General features: G+C 59.1%; 14 protein-coding genes. 7 read left to right on the top strand and 7 right to left on the bottom strand.

Translation table 11 applies throughout. From position 1 onward, the window contains the following. Positions 1-1,021: 1,021 nt before the first annotated feature. From PMI36_RS11570 to PMI36_RS11580, 3 genes are all read right to left on the bottom strand, one after another. On the bottom strand, positions 1,022-2,680 hold the full coding sequence (locus tag PMI36_RS11570; RefSeq protein WP_008073058.1) for a cation acetate symporter: 1,659 nt from the start codon (positions 2,678-2,680) through the stop codon (positions 1,022-1,024). After that, a complete protein-coding gene (locus tag PMI36_RS11575; RefSeq protein WP_007939152.1) occupies positions 2,677-2,988 on the bottom strand; it encodes a DUF485 domain-containing protein in 312 nt (103 codons plus the stop codon). The genes PMI36_RS11570 and PMI36_RS11575 overlap by 4 nt, the downstream gene beginning before the upstream one ends. 231 nt (positions 2,989-3,219) lie before the next feature. Continuing rightward, positions 3,220-4,071, bottom strand: a complete 852-nt coding sequence (locus tag PMI36_RS11580; protein ID WP_008073057.1) for a glycine betaine ABC transporter substrate-binding protein — start codon at positions 4,069-4,071, stop codon at positions 3,220-3,222. 286 nt (positions 4,072-4,357) lie between these two features. Here PMI36_RS11580 and PMI36_RS11585 point away from each other — a divergent pair, with 286 nt between their 5' ends. Beyond that, positions 4,358-5,953, top strand: a complete 1,596-nt coding sequence (locus PMI36_RS11585) for a glycoside hydrolase family 17 protein (protein WP_008073055.1) — start codon at positions 4,358-4,360, stop codon at positions 5,951-5,953. 96 nt (positions 5,954-6,049) lie between these two features. Here the strand turns inward: PMI36_RS11585 and PMI36_RS11590 are convergent, their stop codons facing one another. Beyond that, complete coding sequence (locus tag PMI36_RS11590; RefSeq protein ID WP_008073054.1) at positions 6,050-6,418, bottom strand: hypothetical protein; 369 nt, start codon at positions 6,416-6,418, stop codon at positions 6,050-6,052. A gap of 223 nt (positions 6,419-6,641) precedes the next feature. On the opposite strand from PMI36_RS11590, the gene PMI36_RS11595 reads away from it, so the two are divergent. Together PMI36_RS11595 and PMI36_RS11600 are read left to right on the top strand one after the other, a co-directional pair. Beyond that, the gene (locus PMI36_RS11595; RefSeq protein WP_008073053.1) at positions 6,642-7,940 is read left to right on the top strand and encodes a hypothetical protein; all 1,299 of its coding nucleotides are present in this window, start codon (positions 6,642-6,644) and stop codon (positions 7,938-7,940) included. Next, on the top strand, positions 7,933-8,721 hold the full coding sequence (locus PMI36_RS11600) for an MlaA family lipoprotein (protein ID WP_008073050.1): 789 nt from the start codon (positions 7,933-7,935) through the stop codon (positions 8,719-8,721). The genes PMI36_RS11595 and PMI36_RS11600 overlap by 8 nt, the downstream gene beginning before the upstream one ends. Before the next feature lie 136 nt (positions 8,722-8,857). Here PMI36_RS11600 and PMI36_RS11605 read toward each other — a convergent pair whose 3' ends face one another. Next, the gene (locus tag PMI36_RS11605; protein WP_008073048.1) at positions 8,858-9,772 is read right to left on the bottom strand and encodes a DUF808 domain-containing protein; all 915 of its coding nucleotides are present in this window, start codon (positions 9,770-9,772) and stop codon (positions 8,858-8,860) included. A 134-nt stretch (positions 9,773-9,906) separates the two neighbouring features. Between PMI36_RS11605 and PMI36_RS11610 the strand changes: the two genes are divergently transcribed. Further along, positions 9,907-10,515, top strand: a complete 609-nt coding sequence (locus tag PMI36_RS11610; protein WP_008073046.1) for a TetR/AcrR family transcriptional regulator — start codon at positions 9,907-9,909, stop codon at positions 10,513-10,515. 127 nt (positions 10,516-10,642) lie between these two features. Here PMI36_RS11610 and PMI36_RS11615 read toward each other — a convergent pair whose 3' ends face one another. Then, the gene (locus PMI36_RS11615; protein WP_008073044.1) at positions 10,643-11,101 is read right to left on the bottom strand and encodes an REP-associated tyrosine transposase; all 459 of its coding nucleotides are present in this window, start codon (positions 11,099-11,101) and stop codon (positions 10,643-10,645) included. A gap of 213 nt (positions 11,102-11,314) precedes the next feature. Then, positions 11,315-11,755, bottom strand: a complete 441-nt coding sequence (locus PMI36_RS11620) for a GlcG/HbpS family heme-binding protein (RefSeq protein WP_008073042.1) — start codon at positions 11,753-11,755, stop codon at positions 11,315-11,317. 266 nt (positions 11,756-12,021) lie between these two features. On the opposite strand from PMI36_RS11620, the gene gcl reads away from it, so the two are divergent. From gcl to PMI36_RS11635, 3 genes are all read left to right on the top strand, one after another. After that, entirely contained in the window at positions 12,022-13,797 is a 1,776-nt protein-coding gene (gcl, locus tag PMI36_RS11625) for a glyoxylate carboligase (RefSeq protein ID WP_008073040.1), read from the top strand. A gap of 148 nt (positions 13,798-13,945) precedes the next feature. Beyond that, the gene (hyi, locus tag PMI36_RS11630) at positions 13,946-14,728 is read left to right on the top strand and encodes a hydroxypyruvate isomerase (RefSeq protein ID WP_008073039.1); all 783 of its coding nucleotides are present in this window, start codon (positions 13,946-13,948) and stop codon (positions 14,726-14,728) included. Between the two features lie 159 nt (positions 14,729-14,887). Beyond that, positions 14,888-15,778: a 2-hydroxy-3-oxopropionate reductase gene (locus tag PMI36_RS11635; RefSeq protein WP_008073038.1), complete on the top strand. Its 891-nt coding sequence runs from the start codon at positions 14,888-14,890 to the stop codon at positions 15,776-15,778. Positions 15,779-15,915 lie beyond the last annotated feature (137 nt).

The following is a 15,915-nucleotide window of genomic DNA, read 5'->3' as shown; positions in this document are numbered from 1 at the left end:
TCCTGCTCCGTGGGCCCGCCGCGATCGGCCATCCATGGCCGTGCGCGGCTAACCCGGCATCCATGCCGGGTTGCCCACTGCGCAGAACCTCCGCTCGGCCTCTCGAGGGGGCGGTGCGTCAACATCAAAAGCTGCAGGCGAGCTAACGCTCGGCCTGTTGAGTGGTGAAAAGCAGCGCGGATGTGCTCTGATTTTTTGTGGGGGCTGGCTTGTCGGGTCGCCCCATCGCTGCGATGGCGGCCTGTCAGCCGACCAATCTTCCCCCGGATGCACCCAGTCCACTGTGGGAGCTGGCTTGCCTGCGATGGCGACCTGTCAACCGGCCAATCTTCCCCGGATGTACCCAGTCCAACTGTGGGAGCGGGCTTGCTCGCGAAGCTGTTGATCTTGCCGTTGCTTTGGCTTTTGATCTTGATCTGTTGCCCCTTTCCCAGAGGCCGAACGCAGGTATTGCGTAGGGGGCACCGCGGCAAGGATGCCGCGGTAGCCGCCCCCGGCCATGGATGGCCGATGGCGGCGGGCCCCCGGAGCAATGCCTTCGTTATGGCATGCCGAGCCTAGGCGAGGCACCGAATGGCGGGGCAAGAGCGCTTTGGTTACTTTCGCGCTTTTCGAAAGTGACTCGCTGTAAAAGCGAAACCGCCAGCGGCCGTGACCGCAGAAACGGATATGTACACGATCAAAGACCTCAGCCGACTACCAGGCCGCCTTCGCGGGCAAGCCTCGCTCCTACAAGGGCGGGCGATAACCGCCGGCCGCCGTGACCGCAGAAACGGATATGTACCCGATCAAAGACCCCTGTCGACTATCAGGCCGCCTTCGCGGGCAAGCCTCGCTCCTACAAAGGCGGGCGACAACCGCCAGCCGGCGCTACCGCAGAAACGGCTATGTACACGATCAAAGAGCAGGCCACCTCCGCGGAAAAACCATACAGAGTCCGATAACCGCCCAATAAAAAATGCCCCGATCTCTCGACCAGGGCATTTTGTGTAGCTCAGCTTATATATAGAAACCCAAAGCCTTAATGCGAAACCGCCCCACTCGCCCCCAACCCGGTCTGCGAACGAACAAACTGCGGGAAGAACAGCGCGCGTTCGTTCACACCTTCGGCAGACTTGTCAGTGACCGAGAAGAACCAGATCCCGACAAACGCAATGGCCATGGAGAACAACGCCGGGTATTCATACGGGAAGATCGCCTTCTCGTGACCCAGGATCTGCACCCAGATGGTTGGCCCCAGCACCATCAAGCCAACAGCACTGACCAGACCCAGCCAGCCGCCGACCATCGCACCACGAGTCGTCAGCTTCTTCCAGTACATGGAAAGCAGCAGTACCGGGAAGTTGCAGCTCGCCGCGATGGAGAACGCCAGGCCCACCATGAACGCGATGTTCTGCTTCTCGAACAGAATGCCCAGGCCGATCGCCAGCACCGCCAGAGCGATGGTGGTGATTTTCGAGACGCGGATCTCGTCCTTCTCGTTGGCCTTGCCCTTCTTGATCACACTGGCGTACAGGTCATGGGACACCGCCGAAGCACCGGCCAGGGTCAGACCCGCCACCACCGCCAGGATGGTTGCGAACGCCACCGCCGAGATGAAGCCCAGGAATACACTGCCACCCACCGCGTTGGCCAAGTGCACCGCCGCCATGTTGTTGCCGCCCATCAGCGCGCCAGCCGCATCTTTAAAGGCCGGGTTGGTGCTGACCAGCAGGATCGCGCCGAAGCCGATGATGAAGGTCAGGATGTAGAAGTAACCGATGAAGCCAGTTGCATACAGCACGCTTTTACGCGCTTCTTTAGCGTCGCTCACGGTGAAGAAGCGCATGAGGATGTGCGGCAGACCAGCGGTACCGAACATCAGCGCCAGGCCGAGGGAGAACGCCGAGATCGGATCCTTCACCAGGCCGCCCGGGCTCATGATCGCTTCACCTTTAGGGTGAACCTTGATCGCCTCGGAGAACAGCGCGTTGAAGTCGAAGTTGACGTGCTTCATCACCATCAGCGCCATGAACGAGGCACCGGACAGCAACAGCACCGCCTTGATGATCTGTACCCAGGTGGTCGCCAGCATGCCGCCGAACAGCACGTACATGCACATCAGGATACCGACCAGGATCACCGCAACGTGATAGTCGAGACCGAACAACAGCTGAATCAGCTTGCCAGCACCGACCATTTGCGCGATCAGGTAGAACGCCACCACCACCAGTGAACCGCAGGCTGACAGCGAACGGATCTGGGTTTGCCCGAGGCGGTAGGACGCCACGTCGGCAAAGGTGTATTTGCCCAGGTTCCGCAGGCGCTCGGCGATCAGGAACAGAATGATCGGCCAGCCCACCAGGAAGCCGATCGAGTAGATCAGGCCATCGTAGCCGGAGGTGAACACCAGGGCGGAAATACCCAGGAAGGACGCCGCGGACATGTAGTCACCGGCGATTGCCAAGCCGTTCTGAAAACCGGTGATCTTGCCGCCCGCCGCATAGTAGTCGGCCGCCGAGTTGTTACGCTTGGATGCCCAATAAGTGATGCACAGGGTTGCACCCACGAATGCCACGAACATCAGGATCGCGGAAACGTTGAGGGGTTGTTTCTGAACCGCCCCCGTCAAGGCTTCAGCCGCCCAGACACCAGGTGCAAAGGCTGCGATGCTCAATAGAGCCATTAGACGCCGGATCATTGCTGAGCCTCCTTGAGAATCGCATTGTTCAAGTCGTCGAATTCGCCGTTGGCGCGTCGCACGTAGATGCCCGTCAGGACAAAGGCCGAAACGATCAGCCCGACACCGATCGGAATGCCCCAGGTAATTGAGGACTCGGGGCTGATTTTTGCGCCCAGGATATGCGGCCCGTAAGCAATCAAAAGGATGAATCCGGAGTACAGCCCAAGCATGATCGCTGAAAGAATCCAGGCGAATCGTTCTCTCTTGCTGACCAGCTCCTTGAAGCGCGGGCTGTTTTGAATCGAGAGGTAAATGCTGTCGTTCATTGTTTTTATCCTCGCAGCACAGATTTAGTTGGAACGGTATCCACTCTATGCGGCTGCCGGACAGGTTCCAGACGACCTTAGTATTAGAACGACATGACAGAGTCGCCAATCTCAAGCATGTACCCAATAAAATGTGGGAGCGGGCTTGCTCGCGAATGCAGTGGGTCAGTCGCCATCATCGCTGACTGAAACACCGCATTCGCGAGCAAGCCCGCTCCCACAAAGGTCAGATTATTTGGTCCAGTCGGCAACGCGATCCGGGTGTTTGGCCACCCAATCCTTCGCTGCGGCTTCAGGCTTGGCACCCTCCTGAATCGCCAACATGACTTCGCCGATTTCGTCTTTCGACGCCCATTGGAAGTTCTTCAGGAACTTCGCGACTTCAGGTGCTTTGGCATCCAGGCCCTTGCTACCGATGCTATTTACGGTTTCAGCCGCACCGTAAACGCCTTTCGGATCTTCCAGGAAGCGCAGTTTCCACTTGGCGAACATCCAGTGCGGCACCCAACCGGTGACGGCAATGGATTCGTTTTTCTTCTCGGCACGGGTCAGCTCGGCAATCATGCCGGCGCCGGAACTGGCCTTGAGTTGATACCCGGTCAGGTCATAGTCCTTGATCGCCTGCTCGGACTTGAGCATCACGCCTGAACCGGCATCGATACCGACGATACGATTTTTGAAGCTGTCGTCGGTTTTCAGATCGGCAATAGACTTGGCCTTGACGTACTCCGGCACGATCAGACCGATTTTCGCATCCTTGAAGTTCGGGCCGTAATCGACGACCTGATCCTTGTTCTTGGTCCAGTATTCACCGTGAGTCACGGGCAGCCACGCCGACAGCATGGCGTCGAGTTTGCCAGTGGCCACACCTTGCCACATGATCCCGGTGGCAACCGCTTGCAGCTTCACGTCATAACCGAGTTTCTGCCTGATCACTTCCGCGGCCACGTTGGTCGTGGCGACGCTGTCCGACCAGCCGTCTACATAACCGATCGTCACTGCCTTGCCTTCAGCACTGGCCATCGTAGAACTGATCGCCAGCACCAAAGCGGCACCTGCGCCCAAGAGTCGTCGCATCTTCATCGTTACTTCCCCGAAAGTGCTGCGCTCGACGGATGCCGAGCCGCTCAACGTATTGTTATGGTGCACAGCGCCCCCATCACGCCTCACCGCAAACTCGTTCAAACATCAGCGGAGTACTGACGCCACGATAATCAACCTGACGCCCACGATGACCTGCTCTGCCAGCGACCTCAAGGCATCGAGAAACGACATCAGAAGGCCATTAATTGCAACCGTCGCAAATCCATCCGTCACACCGCCCGAACTTTGCATGACAAAATTATGCAGGCCACCAAGCGCGGGACAAATGCAGGTAACATGCGCGGCTTTGTTCCCAGACGGCCTGACCATGCCCGCGACATCCCGCTTTCCTTTTTTTGCTTATTTATTTGCCTGCCTGCTGGGGCTTTTTGCCCTCGGTGGCTTCTGGTACGGCCTCGGCAAACCGGTGATCCTGCCGGACGTGGCCAGCGCGACGCACAAGCTGCAATGCGCCTCCTACACCCCGTTCGACAAAGACCAATCGCCGTTCGATGTGCCGTTCAAACTGCGCCCCGAGCGCATGGACGCCGACCTCGCATTGCTGGCAACCCGTTTCGAATGCATCCGTACTTATTCCATGACCGGCCTGGAGGCCCTGCCCGACCTTGCACGCAAGCACGGCTTGAAGCTGATGATCGGCGCCTGGGTCAACAGCAACCCGGTGGACACCGCCAAGGAGGTCGACCTGCTGATCGCCTCGGCCAATGCCAACGCCGATGTAGTGACCTCGGTGATCGTAGGTAATGAAACCCTGCTGCGCAAGGAAGTCACCGGCGCACAGTTGGCGACGCTGATTAACAAGGTCAAAAGTCAGGTCAAACAACCGGTGACCTACGCCGACGTCTGGGAATTCTGGCTCAAGCATCCCGAAATCGCTCCGGCGGTGGACTTCCTGACCATTCATTTGCTGCCGTACTGGGAAGACGATCCGTCGAACATCGACGCTGCATTGCAGCATGTGGCCGAAGTGCGTCAGGTGTTCGGCAACAAATTCGCGCCCAAAGACGTGATTATTGGCGAAACCGGTTGGCCGAGCGAAGGCCGTCAGCGCGAAACCGCCCTGCCGAGCCGGGTCAATGAAGCCAAGTTCATTCGCAGCTTTGTGATCATGGCCGAGCAGCAAGGCTGGCATTACAACCTGATCGAGGCATTCGACCAGCCCTGGAAACGCGCCAGCGAAGGTGCGGTCGGGGGTTACTGGGGACTGTTCGACGCCAACCGTCAGGACAAGGGCGTGCTGGCCGGGCCGGTCTCGAACGTGCCGTACTGGTCGCAATGGCTGGCACTGGGTGGCTTGATCTTCATCGGCACACTGATCCTCGGCGGTCGCGTTCGTAGCACCCGCGCGGCGTTGGTGCTGCCACTGCTCGGCGCGTTGGCGGCCTGTTCGATTGGCGCCTGGGGCGATCTGGCCCGTGTCACCACCCGGTTTGCCAGTGAATGGCTATGGGTCGCTTTGCTGACGGGGTTGAATCTGTTGGTGTTGGCCCATGCTGCGCTGAGCTTGAGCGCTCGTACCGGCTGGCGTGAACGCGCCTTCAATGCACTGGAGCGTCGCGCCGGCTGGTGGCTGGCAGCGGCAGGTTTTGCCGCGGCGGTGATGATGCTGGAGCTGGTGTTCGACCCGCGTTATCGCAGTTTCCCGAGTGTCGCGTTCATCCTGCCGGCGCTGGTGTACCTGTGCCGTCCGGTGAGTGTGCCACGCCGGGAAATCGCCCTGCTGACCTTCATCATCGGCGCAGGCATTGCGCCGCAGTTGTATCAAGAAGGTTTGCAGAACCAGCAGGCCTGGGGTTGGGCGCTGGTGAGTGTGTTGATGGTGGCGGCGTTGTGGCGCAGCTTGCGGGTTCGCAAGGGCTGATTTTCAGCGCGCCGGCCGGCCTCTTCGCGAGCAAGCCCGCTCCCACAGGGTTTACGCAATCCTTGTGGGAGCGGGCTTGCTCGCGAAGGCTGACTATCAGGTACTACGAGAAGCCCGGACCAGCCGCAAAGCAGCAATCACCACTGCAAACACCGCCAACGTGGTGTTGTACAACGCCAGCGCCGGAAATCCGAACACCAGCGCCAGCACCGCCAGCCACCACCCCGCTCGCCCTGGCAGAACAAAACCAATCACGGCGGCAGCCAATGCTACCCAGCCCAGAACCTTGAAATGAATCATCAAGCCGAGATTCGAACGAACCTGGCATTCCCAACGACTGGCCTCATCAACGCAAATGCCAACCCATTGAGCATCCTCCATGAAGCCGTAACGCGCGCCATAACTGGCGGCCAGCCATAACGGCAGAAGAACGAGCAACAGGATCACGGGCAGACGGCGGGACATGAAACACTCCAATAAACGAAATCGGCGGCCAGCTTAATCCCCCGCCCGCGGTAAGCAAGTGACATCAACAGATAACTGTTCATCAAATAGCTGCAAAGTGTATCGTCCAGCTACCGTTGCTCCGAAATCAGGCCTGTTTGGTGCCCATCATGGCACTTTGGCGCAAATCCTGTGGTCATAGCCTGCGAACTTCATCCGGCACCTTCCTCTAAGGGATCTAGTCATGCTCCGTTCCTTGCGCTGCGCCGCCCTGTTTGGCGGCTTGATTTTAAGTGCGTCCGCACTGGCGGCCGACATTGATGCCGCCAGTTACGGCTACCCCCTGACCAACCCGTTCGAGGCGACCATCGCCACGACACCGCCGGAGTTACGCCCGGAATTGCCGCTGGATGACGACATCAATCAGGAGGATCGCAGCGTCACGTTGCGCCCCGAGCGTGAATTCAGCCTGCCGGACAACTTCTGGCCGGTAAAGAAACTCACCTACCGCATCGCCACGCAAGATCAAGCGGCACCGTTGATCTTCCTGATCTCCGGCACGGGTGCACGCTATGACAGCACCCTCAACGAGTACCTGAAAAAGCTCTACTACAAGGCCGGCTATCACGTGGTGCAGCTGTCGTCGCCGACCAGCTTCGACTTCATGACCGCCGCTTCGCGTTTCGCCACACCGGGCGTGACCAAGGAGGATGCCGAAGACATGTACCGGGTGATGCAGGCCGTGCGGGCGCAGAACCCGAAGCTGCCGGTCACCGATTATTTCCTGACCGGTTACAGCCTTGGCGCACTGGATGCGGCATTTGTCGCGCACCTGGATGAAACCCGTCGCAGCTTCAATTTCAAGAAAGTCTTGCTGCTCAACCCGCCGGTCAACCTTTACACCTCGGTCACCAACCTGGACAAGCTGGTACAGACAGAGGTGAAAGGCATCAACAACACCACCACTTTCTATGAACTGGTGCTGGACAAACTGACCCGCTACTTCCAGCAGAAGGGCTACATCGACCTCAACGATGCCCTGCTCTACGACTTCCAGCAGTCCAAGCAGCACTTGAGCAACGAACAGATGGCCATGCTGATTGGCACTTCGTTCCGTTTCTCGGCAGCGGACATCGCCTTCACCTCGGACCTGATCAACCGCCGCGGCCTGATCACGCCACCGAAATACCCGATCACCGAAGGCACCACCCTCACGCCGTTCCTCAAACGCGCACTGCAATGCGACTTCGACTGCTACCTGACCGAACAGGTCATTCCGATGTGGCGCGCCCGCACCGACGGCGGCAGCCTGCTGCAACTGATCGATCAGGTCAGCCTGTATGCACTCAAGGACTACCTGCACGACAGCCCGAAAATCGCCGTCATGCACAACGCCGACGACGTGATTCTCGGCCCTGGCGACCTGGGGTTTCTGCGCCGGACCTTTGGCGACCGTTTGACTGTTTATCCATTGGGCGGCCATTGCGGCAACCTCAACTATCGCGTCAACAGCGACGCCATGCTGGAGTTTTTCCGTGGCTAAATACCCCCTGCTGATCGCAGCGTTACTCTGTGCAGGCGTCGCCAACGCCGACAACAGCAAAGCCAACGCACCTGTGGTGGTCGATGGTGACGGCTTCAAGCAACCACTGAGCAAACTCAAATTCAACCCGGGGCTGGATCAGCGCGAGTTCGAACGTTCGACGCTCAACGCGTTGAACGTCTACGACCCGCTGGAAGAATGGAACCGCCGCGTCTACCACTTCAACTACCGTTTTGACCAATGGGTGTTCCTGCCCGTGGTCAACGGCTATCGCTACATCACCCCAAGCGTCCTGCGCACCGGCGTCAGTAACTTCTTCAACAACGTCGGCGATGTGCCAAACCTGGTGAATAGCTTGCTGCAATTCAAAGGTCAGCGTTCGATGGAAACCACCGCGCGCCTGCTGCTCAACACCACCATCGGTGTCGCCGGCCTGTGGGACCCGGCCACCGCCATGGGGCTGCCGCGCCAGAGCGAAGACTTCGGTCAGACACTGGGCTTCTACGGCGTACCGGGCGGCGCCTACTTCGTGCTGCCGATCCTCGGCCCGTCAAACCTGCGTGACACTGCAGGCCTGGTGGTGGATTACACCGGCGAATCGGCGATCAACTTCTTGAACGTGGCCGAAGTCAGCTCCAACCATCCGGAAGTCTGGGCACTTCGCGTCATCGACAAGCGCTATCAGAACAGCTTCCGTTACGGCCAGCTGAACACGCCGTTCGAGTATGAAAAAGTGCGTTACGTGTACACCGAGTCGCGCAAGCTGCAGGTTGCCGAGTAATTGCATCGGCAACACCACAAAACAAATGTGGGAGCGGGCTTGCTCGCGAAGACGGTAAAACAGTCAACATTGATGCTGAATGTTATTACCTCTTCGCGAGCAAGCCCGCTCCCACACTTGATCGTATTGCCAGGCTTCAACCTTTGACTGCTTTCCAGGTCTTGCTCACCGCCATCACGCCCACCAACACCGCCGCACCCGCCACAATCCCGGCCACCGCATTCAGCAACGTCGGCACGATAAACCCGGCCCCACCAGCACCCGCGCTGACACTCTCGATCCAGTGATGAACCACCGGCACGCCGTGGGTCAGAATCCCGCCGCCGACCAAGAACATCGCCGCGGTACCGATCACCGACAGGCTTTTCATCATGTACGGCGCTGCACGCAGAATCCCGCCGCCGATGCTTTTGGCCATTTGACCGGGCTTCTGGGTCAGCCACAGACCGAGGTCATCGAGTTTGACGATGCCGGCCACCAGGCCGTAGACGCCGATGGTCATGACGATGGCGATGCCCGAGAGCACGATCACTTGCTGGGTCAGCGAAGCGGCAGCCACGGTGCCCAAGGTGATGGCGATGATTTCCGCCGAGAGGATGAAGTCGGTACGGATCGCCCCTTTTATCTTGTCCTTCTCGAACGCCACCAGATCGACCGCCGGGTTGGCCACAGCCTCGACCAATTCTGCGTGTTCAGCCTGATCTTCAGCTTTGCTGTGCAGGAACTTGTGAGCGAGTTTCTCGAAGCCTTCAAAGCACAGGTAAGCGCCACCGACCATCAACAACGGCGTGACCAGCCACGGAATGAACGCACTGATGGCCAAGGCCGACGGCACCAGGATCAGCTTGTTGAGGAACGAGCCTTTGGCCACGGCCCACACCACCGGGATTTCCCGCTCGGCACGCACGCCGGAAACCTGCTGGGCATTGAGCGCCAGATCGTCGCCAAGCACGCCGGCGGTCTTCTTCGCGGCCATTTTGGTCATCAACGCCACATCGTCCAGTACGGTGGCGATGTCGTCGATCAGCACCAGCAAACTGCTTCCTGCCATGAATCGGGCTTCCTTCTTGAATGAATGGTGCGCAGCATAGCGCGACCCGAGGCCAGACGGGGCATTCTTGAGCGCCGCGCGAGGCCGGTGCTACCATGCGCAACCGCCAGAACAGGCAAGGAACTCCTTGGTTTATGAGCACCATCCGCGAGCGCAACAAAGAACTGATCCTGCGTGCCGCCAGTGAAGAATTTGCCGACAAGGGCTTCGCTGCGACCAAAACCAGTGACATCGCGGCCAAGGCCGGGCTGCCCAAGCCCAACGTCTACTACTACTTCAAATCCAAGGAAAATCTCTACCGCGAGGTCCTGGAAAGCATCATCGAGCCAATCCTGCAGGCCTCGACGCCGTTCAACGCCGACGGCGTGCCCAGCGAAGTGCTGAGCGGCTACATTCGCTCGAAAATCCGCATCTCCCGTGACCTGCCCTTCGCCTCCAAGGTGTTCGCCAGCGAAATCATGCACGGCGCCCCACACCTGAGCCCCGACCTGGTCGAGCAGCTCAACGGCCAGGCCAGGCACAACATCGACTGCATCCAGACCTGGATCGACCGCGGCCAGATCGCCCCGATCGACCCTAACCACCTGATGTTCAGCATCTGGGCCGCGACCCAGACCTATGCCGATTTTGACTGGCAGATCTCTGCGGTGACTGGCAAAGCCAAGCTGGATGAGGCCGACTATGAGGCGGCGGCGCAGACGATTATCCGGTTGGTGCTTAAGGGGTGTGAGCTGGATCGGTAGACCGTGGCGCGGCCTTCGCGAGCAAGCCCGCTCCCACATTGGATCTACTGCGTACACAAAATCTGTAAACAACCGAGATCAACTGTGGGAGCGGGCTTGCTCGCGAATGGGGCAACTCGGTTCCCCATCAAACCCAAATGGCATCCCACAACGGATAGTCGCCAAGCTTTTCAATCAGCCCCGCCCGCAATGGGTTCGCGACAACATATCGAGCGAGCTTCACCAAATCCTCCTCTCGCCGCAATGCATGATCATGAAAACTCTGTTGCCAAAGGCTGCCTACCCTGCCAGTCGCCGCATTGATCGATCGAGTACTCAACGATTTGGTCTGACACATCAGTTGTCCCAGCGATCCTCTTTGTAGCTGGATTAACCAGTGAAAATGGTCAGGCATGACCACAAAGGCCAAGGAGTCGGCAAAACCCTGATCCTGTGCTTGCTTGAATTGATGTACGACCATCCTGCCCAAGGTGTAATCCTTGAAAACAGGCTCCCGCCCAAGGGTATTGGCCGTCAGTAGGTAGATGCGGCTTTGCTCTGCATAACGACCAATGCGCAGGCGATGTGATGCTGACAGTTCAGGCATTCCTTTGCCCCTTCATGGATGAAATCATGAAAAGGCTAGATCAGCGAATACCGGATAGTGGGGCATACTTTTAGCTGGATGTGTCTGGAACACCGCCTTCGCGAGCAAGCCCGCTCCCACCGTTGATCTGCGGTGTTCACACAATTTGTGTCCACCGACGACCAGTGTGGGAGCGGGCTTGCTCGCGAAAGCGGTAGATCAATCACCCAATAATCAAGCCGTCACCCCCGCATCCGCCCTCAACCCCTGCGTCTCGATCGCCCTGATCGCGCACTGCTCATCCACATCAGACAAATCACCGCTGATCCCCACCGCCCCCAACACACTCCCATCCTGATCCCGAATCAACACGCCGCCCGGTACCGGGACGACACTGCCCTGCCCCAGGCTATTCAGCGCGGCGAAGAACGCCGGGCGTTGTTGGGCGTCCTGGGCCAGCAGGCGTGAGCCCTTGCCCAGGGCGATAGCGCCCCAGGCTTTGCCGATGGCGATCTGCGGGCGTAGCAGGCTGGCGCCGTCTTCGCGCTGCAGCGTTATCAAGTGCCCGCCGGCGTCCAGCACGGCAACGGTCAAGGGCGCGGCGGAGATTGCACGGCCTGCGGAGATGGCCTGGCTGGCCAGGTTGACTGCGACGTTCAAGGTTAAAGCGCTCATGGTGCCGTCCTCATTTTGTTATTGGGAAAGCCGTTGGATTGCTTTCTGTTGCGCAATCCGATGCAACAAATAGAACACAATGAATTATTTTTTTGTATACAATAATTATCGAAAAGCGCCACATGCGACGAAAAGCCACAATCCTTCGGGCTTCCGACGAATGAAACAGCTGCTTGAGAAAATGGATTGACCTGCGCCGTCCGCCGTGAATACACTCTGCGCAAAGCCACTTGTATACAATTACAAAACGTAAGAGGCACAAAACCATGAGCAAAATGAGAGCAATCGAAGCCGCCGTTCTGGTGATGCGCCGTGAAGGGGTTGATACCGCTTTTGGCATCCCGGGCGCCGCGATCAACCCGCTGTACTCCGCCTTGCAGAAGGTCGGTGGCATCGATCACGTCCTCGCTCGCCACGTTGAAGGCGCCTCGCACATGGCCGAGGGCTACACCCGCACCAAGGCCGGCAATATCGGCGTGTGCATCGGCACCTCCGGCCCGGCCGGTACCGACATGGTCACCGGGCTCTACAGCGCCTCGGCCGACTCGATCCCGATCCTGTGCATCACCGGCCAGGCACCGCGGGCGCGGATGCACAAGGAAGACTTCCAGGCCGTCGATATCACCAGCATAGTCAAGCCGGTCACCAAGTGGTCGACCACCGTCATGGAGCCGGGCCAGGTGCCTTACGCGTTCCAGAAAGCCTTCTATGAAATGCGCTCCGGCCGCCCAGGCCCAGTGCTGATCGACTTGCCGTTCGACGTGCAGATGGCTGAAATCGAATTCGACATCGACGCCTATGAACCGCTGCCGCTGGCCAAGCCGACCGCTAATCGCGTACAGATCGAGAAGGCTCTGGCCATGCTCGATCAGGCTGAACGTCCATTGCTGGTCGCCGGTGGCGGCATCATCAATGCCGACGCCAGCGAGTTGCTGGTGGAGTTCGCTGAGCTGACCGGCATTCCAGTGATCCCGACCCTGATGGGCTGGGGCACCATCCCGGACGATCACCCGCTGATGGTTGGCATGGTCGGTCTGCAAACCTCGCACCGTTACGGCAACGCCACGCTGCTGAAGTCGGACGTGGTGCTGGGTGTCGGTAACCGTTGGGCCAACCGTCACACCGGTTCGGTCGACGTTTACACCGAAGGCCGCAAGTTCATTCACGTCGACATCGAACCGACCCAGATCGGCCGCGTGTTCACCCCGGACCTGGGCATCGTGTCCGACGCTGCTGCCGCGTTGACCGTGTTCATCGAAGTCGCTCGCGAATGGCAAGCCGCCGGCAAACTGAAAAACCGCAGCGCCTGGCTGCAAGACTGCCAGCAACGCAAAGCCAGCCTGCAGCGCAAGACTCACTTCGACAACGTACCGGTCAAGCCGCAACGCGTTTACGAAGAGATGAACCAGGTCTTCGGTAAGGACACCTGCTACGTCAGCACCATCGGTCTGTCGCAGATTGCCGGCGCGCAGTTCCTGCACGTCTACAAACCGCGTCACTGGATCAATTGCGGCCAGGCCGGTCCGCTGGGTTGGACCATTCCGGCCGCACTCGGCGTGGTCAAGGCTGATCCGACCCGCAAGGTGGTGGCGCTCTCGGGCGACTATGACTTCCAGTTCATGATCGAAGAACTGGCGGTGGGCGCGCAGTTCAAGCTGCCGTACATCCACGTTGTCGTGAACAACTCGTACCTGGGGCTGATCCGTCAGGCTCAGCGCGGTTTCGACATGGACTACTGCGTGCAGTTGTCTTTCGACAACCTCAACGCTCCGGAACTCAACGGTTACGGTGTCGACCACGTCGCTGTCGCCGAAGGCTTGGGTTGCAAGGCGTTGCGGGTGTTCGAACCGGCTCAGATCCAGCCTGCCCTGCGCAAGGCTCAGGAACTGATCGAGGAGTTCAAAGTGCCGGTGATCGTCGAAATCATTCTGGAGCGCGTGACCAACATTTCCATGGGCACCGAGATCAACGCCGTCAACGAATTCGAAGACCTGGCGCTGGTCGGCAACGATGCGCCAACGGCGATTTCGTTGCTCGACTAACTGCTGATCGTTCCCACTGTGGGAGCGGGCTTGCTCGCGAAGGCGGCGGCACAGTCAACATTGATGTCGCCTGATACACCGCTTTCGCGAGCAAGCCCGCTCCCACAGGGATCCGGGAACGATGACCATACCTATACGGGAGACCACCATGCCGCGTTTCGCAGCCAACCTGTCCATGCTGTTCACCGAGCAGGATTTTCTTGCCCGTTTCGACGCTGCCGCCAAGGCCGGCTTCAGTGGTGTCGAATACCTGTTTCCCTATGACTTCAGCTCCGCCGAAATCAAGGCCAGGCTCGATGCCAATGGCTTGACCCAGGTGCTGTTCAACCTGCCGGCCGGTGACTGGGCCAAGGGCGAGCGCGGTATCGCGTGCTTGCCGGATCGGGTCGAAGAATTCCGCGCCGGTGTCGATCTGGCCATCGCTTACGCCAACGTGCTGGGCAACACCCAGATCAACTGCCTGGCCGGTATTCGTCCGCAAGGTGTCGACGATGCCACCGTGGAAAAGACCTTTGTCGCCAACCTCAAGTACGCGGCCGACAAGCTGCAAGCGGCGGGCATCAAACTGGTGATGGAAGCGATCAATACCCGAGACATTCCAGGCTTCTACCTGAACAACACGGCGCAAGCCCTGTCGATTCGCGAACAAGTCGGCAGCGCCAACCTGTTCCTGCAATACGACATCTATCACATGCAAATCATGGAGGGCGACCTGGCCCGAACCATGGCTGCGCACTTGGGCGAGATCAACCACATCCAGTTGGCCGACAACCCAGGGCGCAACGAACCGGGCACCGGTGAAATCAACTACCGCTTCCTGTTCGAACACCTGGACCGCATCGGTTATCAAGGTTGGGTTGGCTGTGAATACAAGCCGCTGACCACCACTGAGGCGGGCTTGGGCTGGTTGAAAACCCATAACGCGATTTGATTGATCAACACAAAACACTGTGGGAGCGGGCTTGCTCGCGAAGAGGCCCTGACATTCAACATCTATTTTGACTGATCCACCGCTTTCGCGAGCAAGCCCGCTCCCACCAAAAGCTTTCTCCCATTTGCTTGAGCAACACAAAAACAAGAGGATTTTCTCATGGCTAAAATCGGATTTATCGGCACCGGCATCATGGGCCACCCAATGGCGTTGAACCTGCAGAAAGCCGGTCACAGCCTGTTCCTGTCGGCGCATCACGACCCCGCGCCTGCCGACCTGGTGGCCGCTGGTGCCGTCGCCCTGGCGAACCCGAAAGAAGTGGCCCAGGAAGCTGAATTCATCATCGTCATGGTCCCGGATACCCCGCAGGTCGATGACGTGCTGTTCCGCGCCGATGGCGTTGCGGCTGGCGTGAGCAAGGGCAAAGTCGTGATCGACATGAGCTCGATCTCGCCGACTGCCACTAAAGCCTTCGCAGCCAAAATCAACGAGAAAGGCGCGCAGTACCTCGACGCCCCGGTTTCCGGTGGCGAAGTCGGCGCCAAGGCTGCGACCCTGAGCATCATGGTCGGCGGCGATGCCGATGCCTTCGAACGCGCCCTGCCGCTGTTCCAGGCCATGGGCAAGAACATCACCCTGGTTGGTGGCAACGGCGACGGTCAAACCGCGAAAGTGGCTAACCAGATCATCGTTGCGCTGAACATCCAGGCCGTCGCCGAAGCCTTGCTGTTCGCCTCGAAAAACGGTGCCGATCCAGCCAAGGTGCGTGAAGCGCTGATGGGCGGTTTCGCGTCGTCGAAGATCCTTGAAGTCCATGGCGAGCGCATGATCAAAGGCACTTTCGACCCAGGCTTCCGCATCAGCCTGCACCAGAAGGACCTGAACCTGGCCCTGGCGGGCGCTCGCGAACTGGGCATCAACCTGCCGAACACCGCCAATACCCAGCAAGTGTTCAGCACCTGCGCGGCCATCGGTGGCAGCAACTGGGACCACTCGGCGCTGATCAAAGGCCTGGAACACATGGCGAATTTCTCGATTCGAGATAAATAACACCGATCTGAAACTGGCTAGGTTCCTGTGGGAGCTGGCTTGCCTGCGATGGCATCGACTCGGTCTACCTGAAAGACCGCGTCGCCTGAATCGCAGGCAAGCCAGCTCCCACAGGACCGCGTCGCAACACCTGCTGT

Origin of the sequence: Pseudomonas sp. GM79 (assembly GCF_000282495.1) — a bacterium.
Classification (GTDB): domain Bacteria; phylum Pseudomonadota; class Gammaproteobacteria; order Pseudomonadales; family Pseudomonadaceae; genus Aquipseudomonas.
Note: the sequence above shows the minus strand (reverse complement) of the source record. Positions and strands in the feature narration are given on the sequence as shown.

Bases quoted from the DNA above. Each gene is read 5' to 3' on its own strand.
- PMI36_RS11570 (WP_008073058.1), bottom strand. From the start codon at position 2,680: ATGATCCGGCGTCTAATGGCTCTATTGAGCATCGCAGCCTTTGCACCT.
- PMI36_RS11575 (WP_007939152.1), bottom strand. From the start codon at position 2,988: ATGAACGACAGCATTTACCTCTCGATTCAAAACAGCCCGCGCTTCAAG.
- PMI36_RS11580 (WP_008073057.1), bottom strand. From the start codon at position 4,071: ATGAAGATGCGACGACTCTTGGGCGCAGGTGCCGCTTTGGTGCTGGCG.
- PMI36_RS11585 (WP_008073055.1), top strand. From the start codon at position 4,358: ATGCAGGTAACATGCGCGGCTTTGTTCCCAGACGGCCTGACCATGCCC.
- PMI36_RS11590 (WP_008073054.1), bottom strand. From the start codon at position 6,418: ATGTCCCGCCGTCTGCCCGTGATCCTGTTGCTCGTTCTTCTGCCGTTA.
- PMI36_RS11595 (WP_008073053.1), top strand. From the start codon at position 6,642: ATGCTCCGTTCCTTGCGCTGCGCCGCCCTGTTTGGCGGCTTGATTTTA.
- PMI36_RS11605 (WP_008073048.1), bottom strand. From the start codon at position 9,772: ATGGCAGGAAGCAGTTTGCTGGTGCTGATCGACGACATCGCCACCGTA.
- PMI36_RS11610 (WP_008073046.1), top strand. From the start codon at position 9,907: ATGAGCACCATCCGCGAGCGCAACAAAGAACTGATCCTGCGTGCCGCC.
- PMI36_RS11615 (WP_008073044.1), bottom strand. From the start codon at position 11,101: ATGCCTGAACTGTCAGCATCACATCGCCTGCGCATTGGTCGTTATGCA.
- PMI36_RS11620 (WP_008073042.1), bottom strand. From the start codon at position 11,755: ATGAGCGCTTTAACCTTGAACGTCGCAGTCAACCTGGCCAGCCAGGCC.
- gcl (WP_008073040.1), top strand. From the start codon at position 12,022: ATGAGCAAAATGAGAGCAATCGAAGCCGCCGTTCTGGTGATGCGCCGT.
- hyi (WP_008073039.1), top strand. From the start codon at position 13,946: ATGCCGCGTTTCGCAGCCAACCTGTCCATGCTGTTCACCGAGCAGGAT.
- PMI36_RS11635 (WP_008073038.1), top strand. From the start codon at position 14,888: ATGGCTAAAATCGGATTTATCGGCACCGGCATCATGGGCCACCCAATG.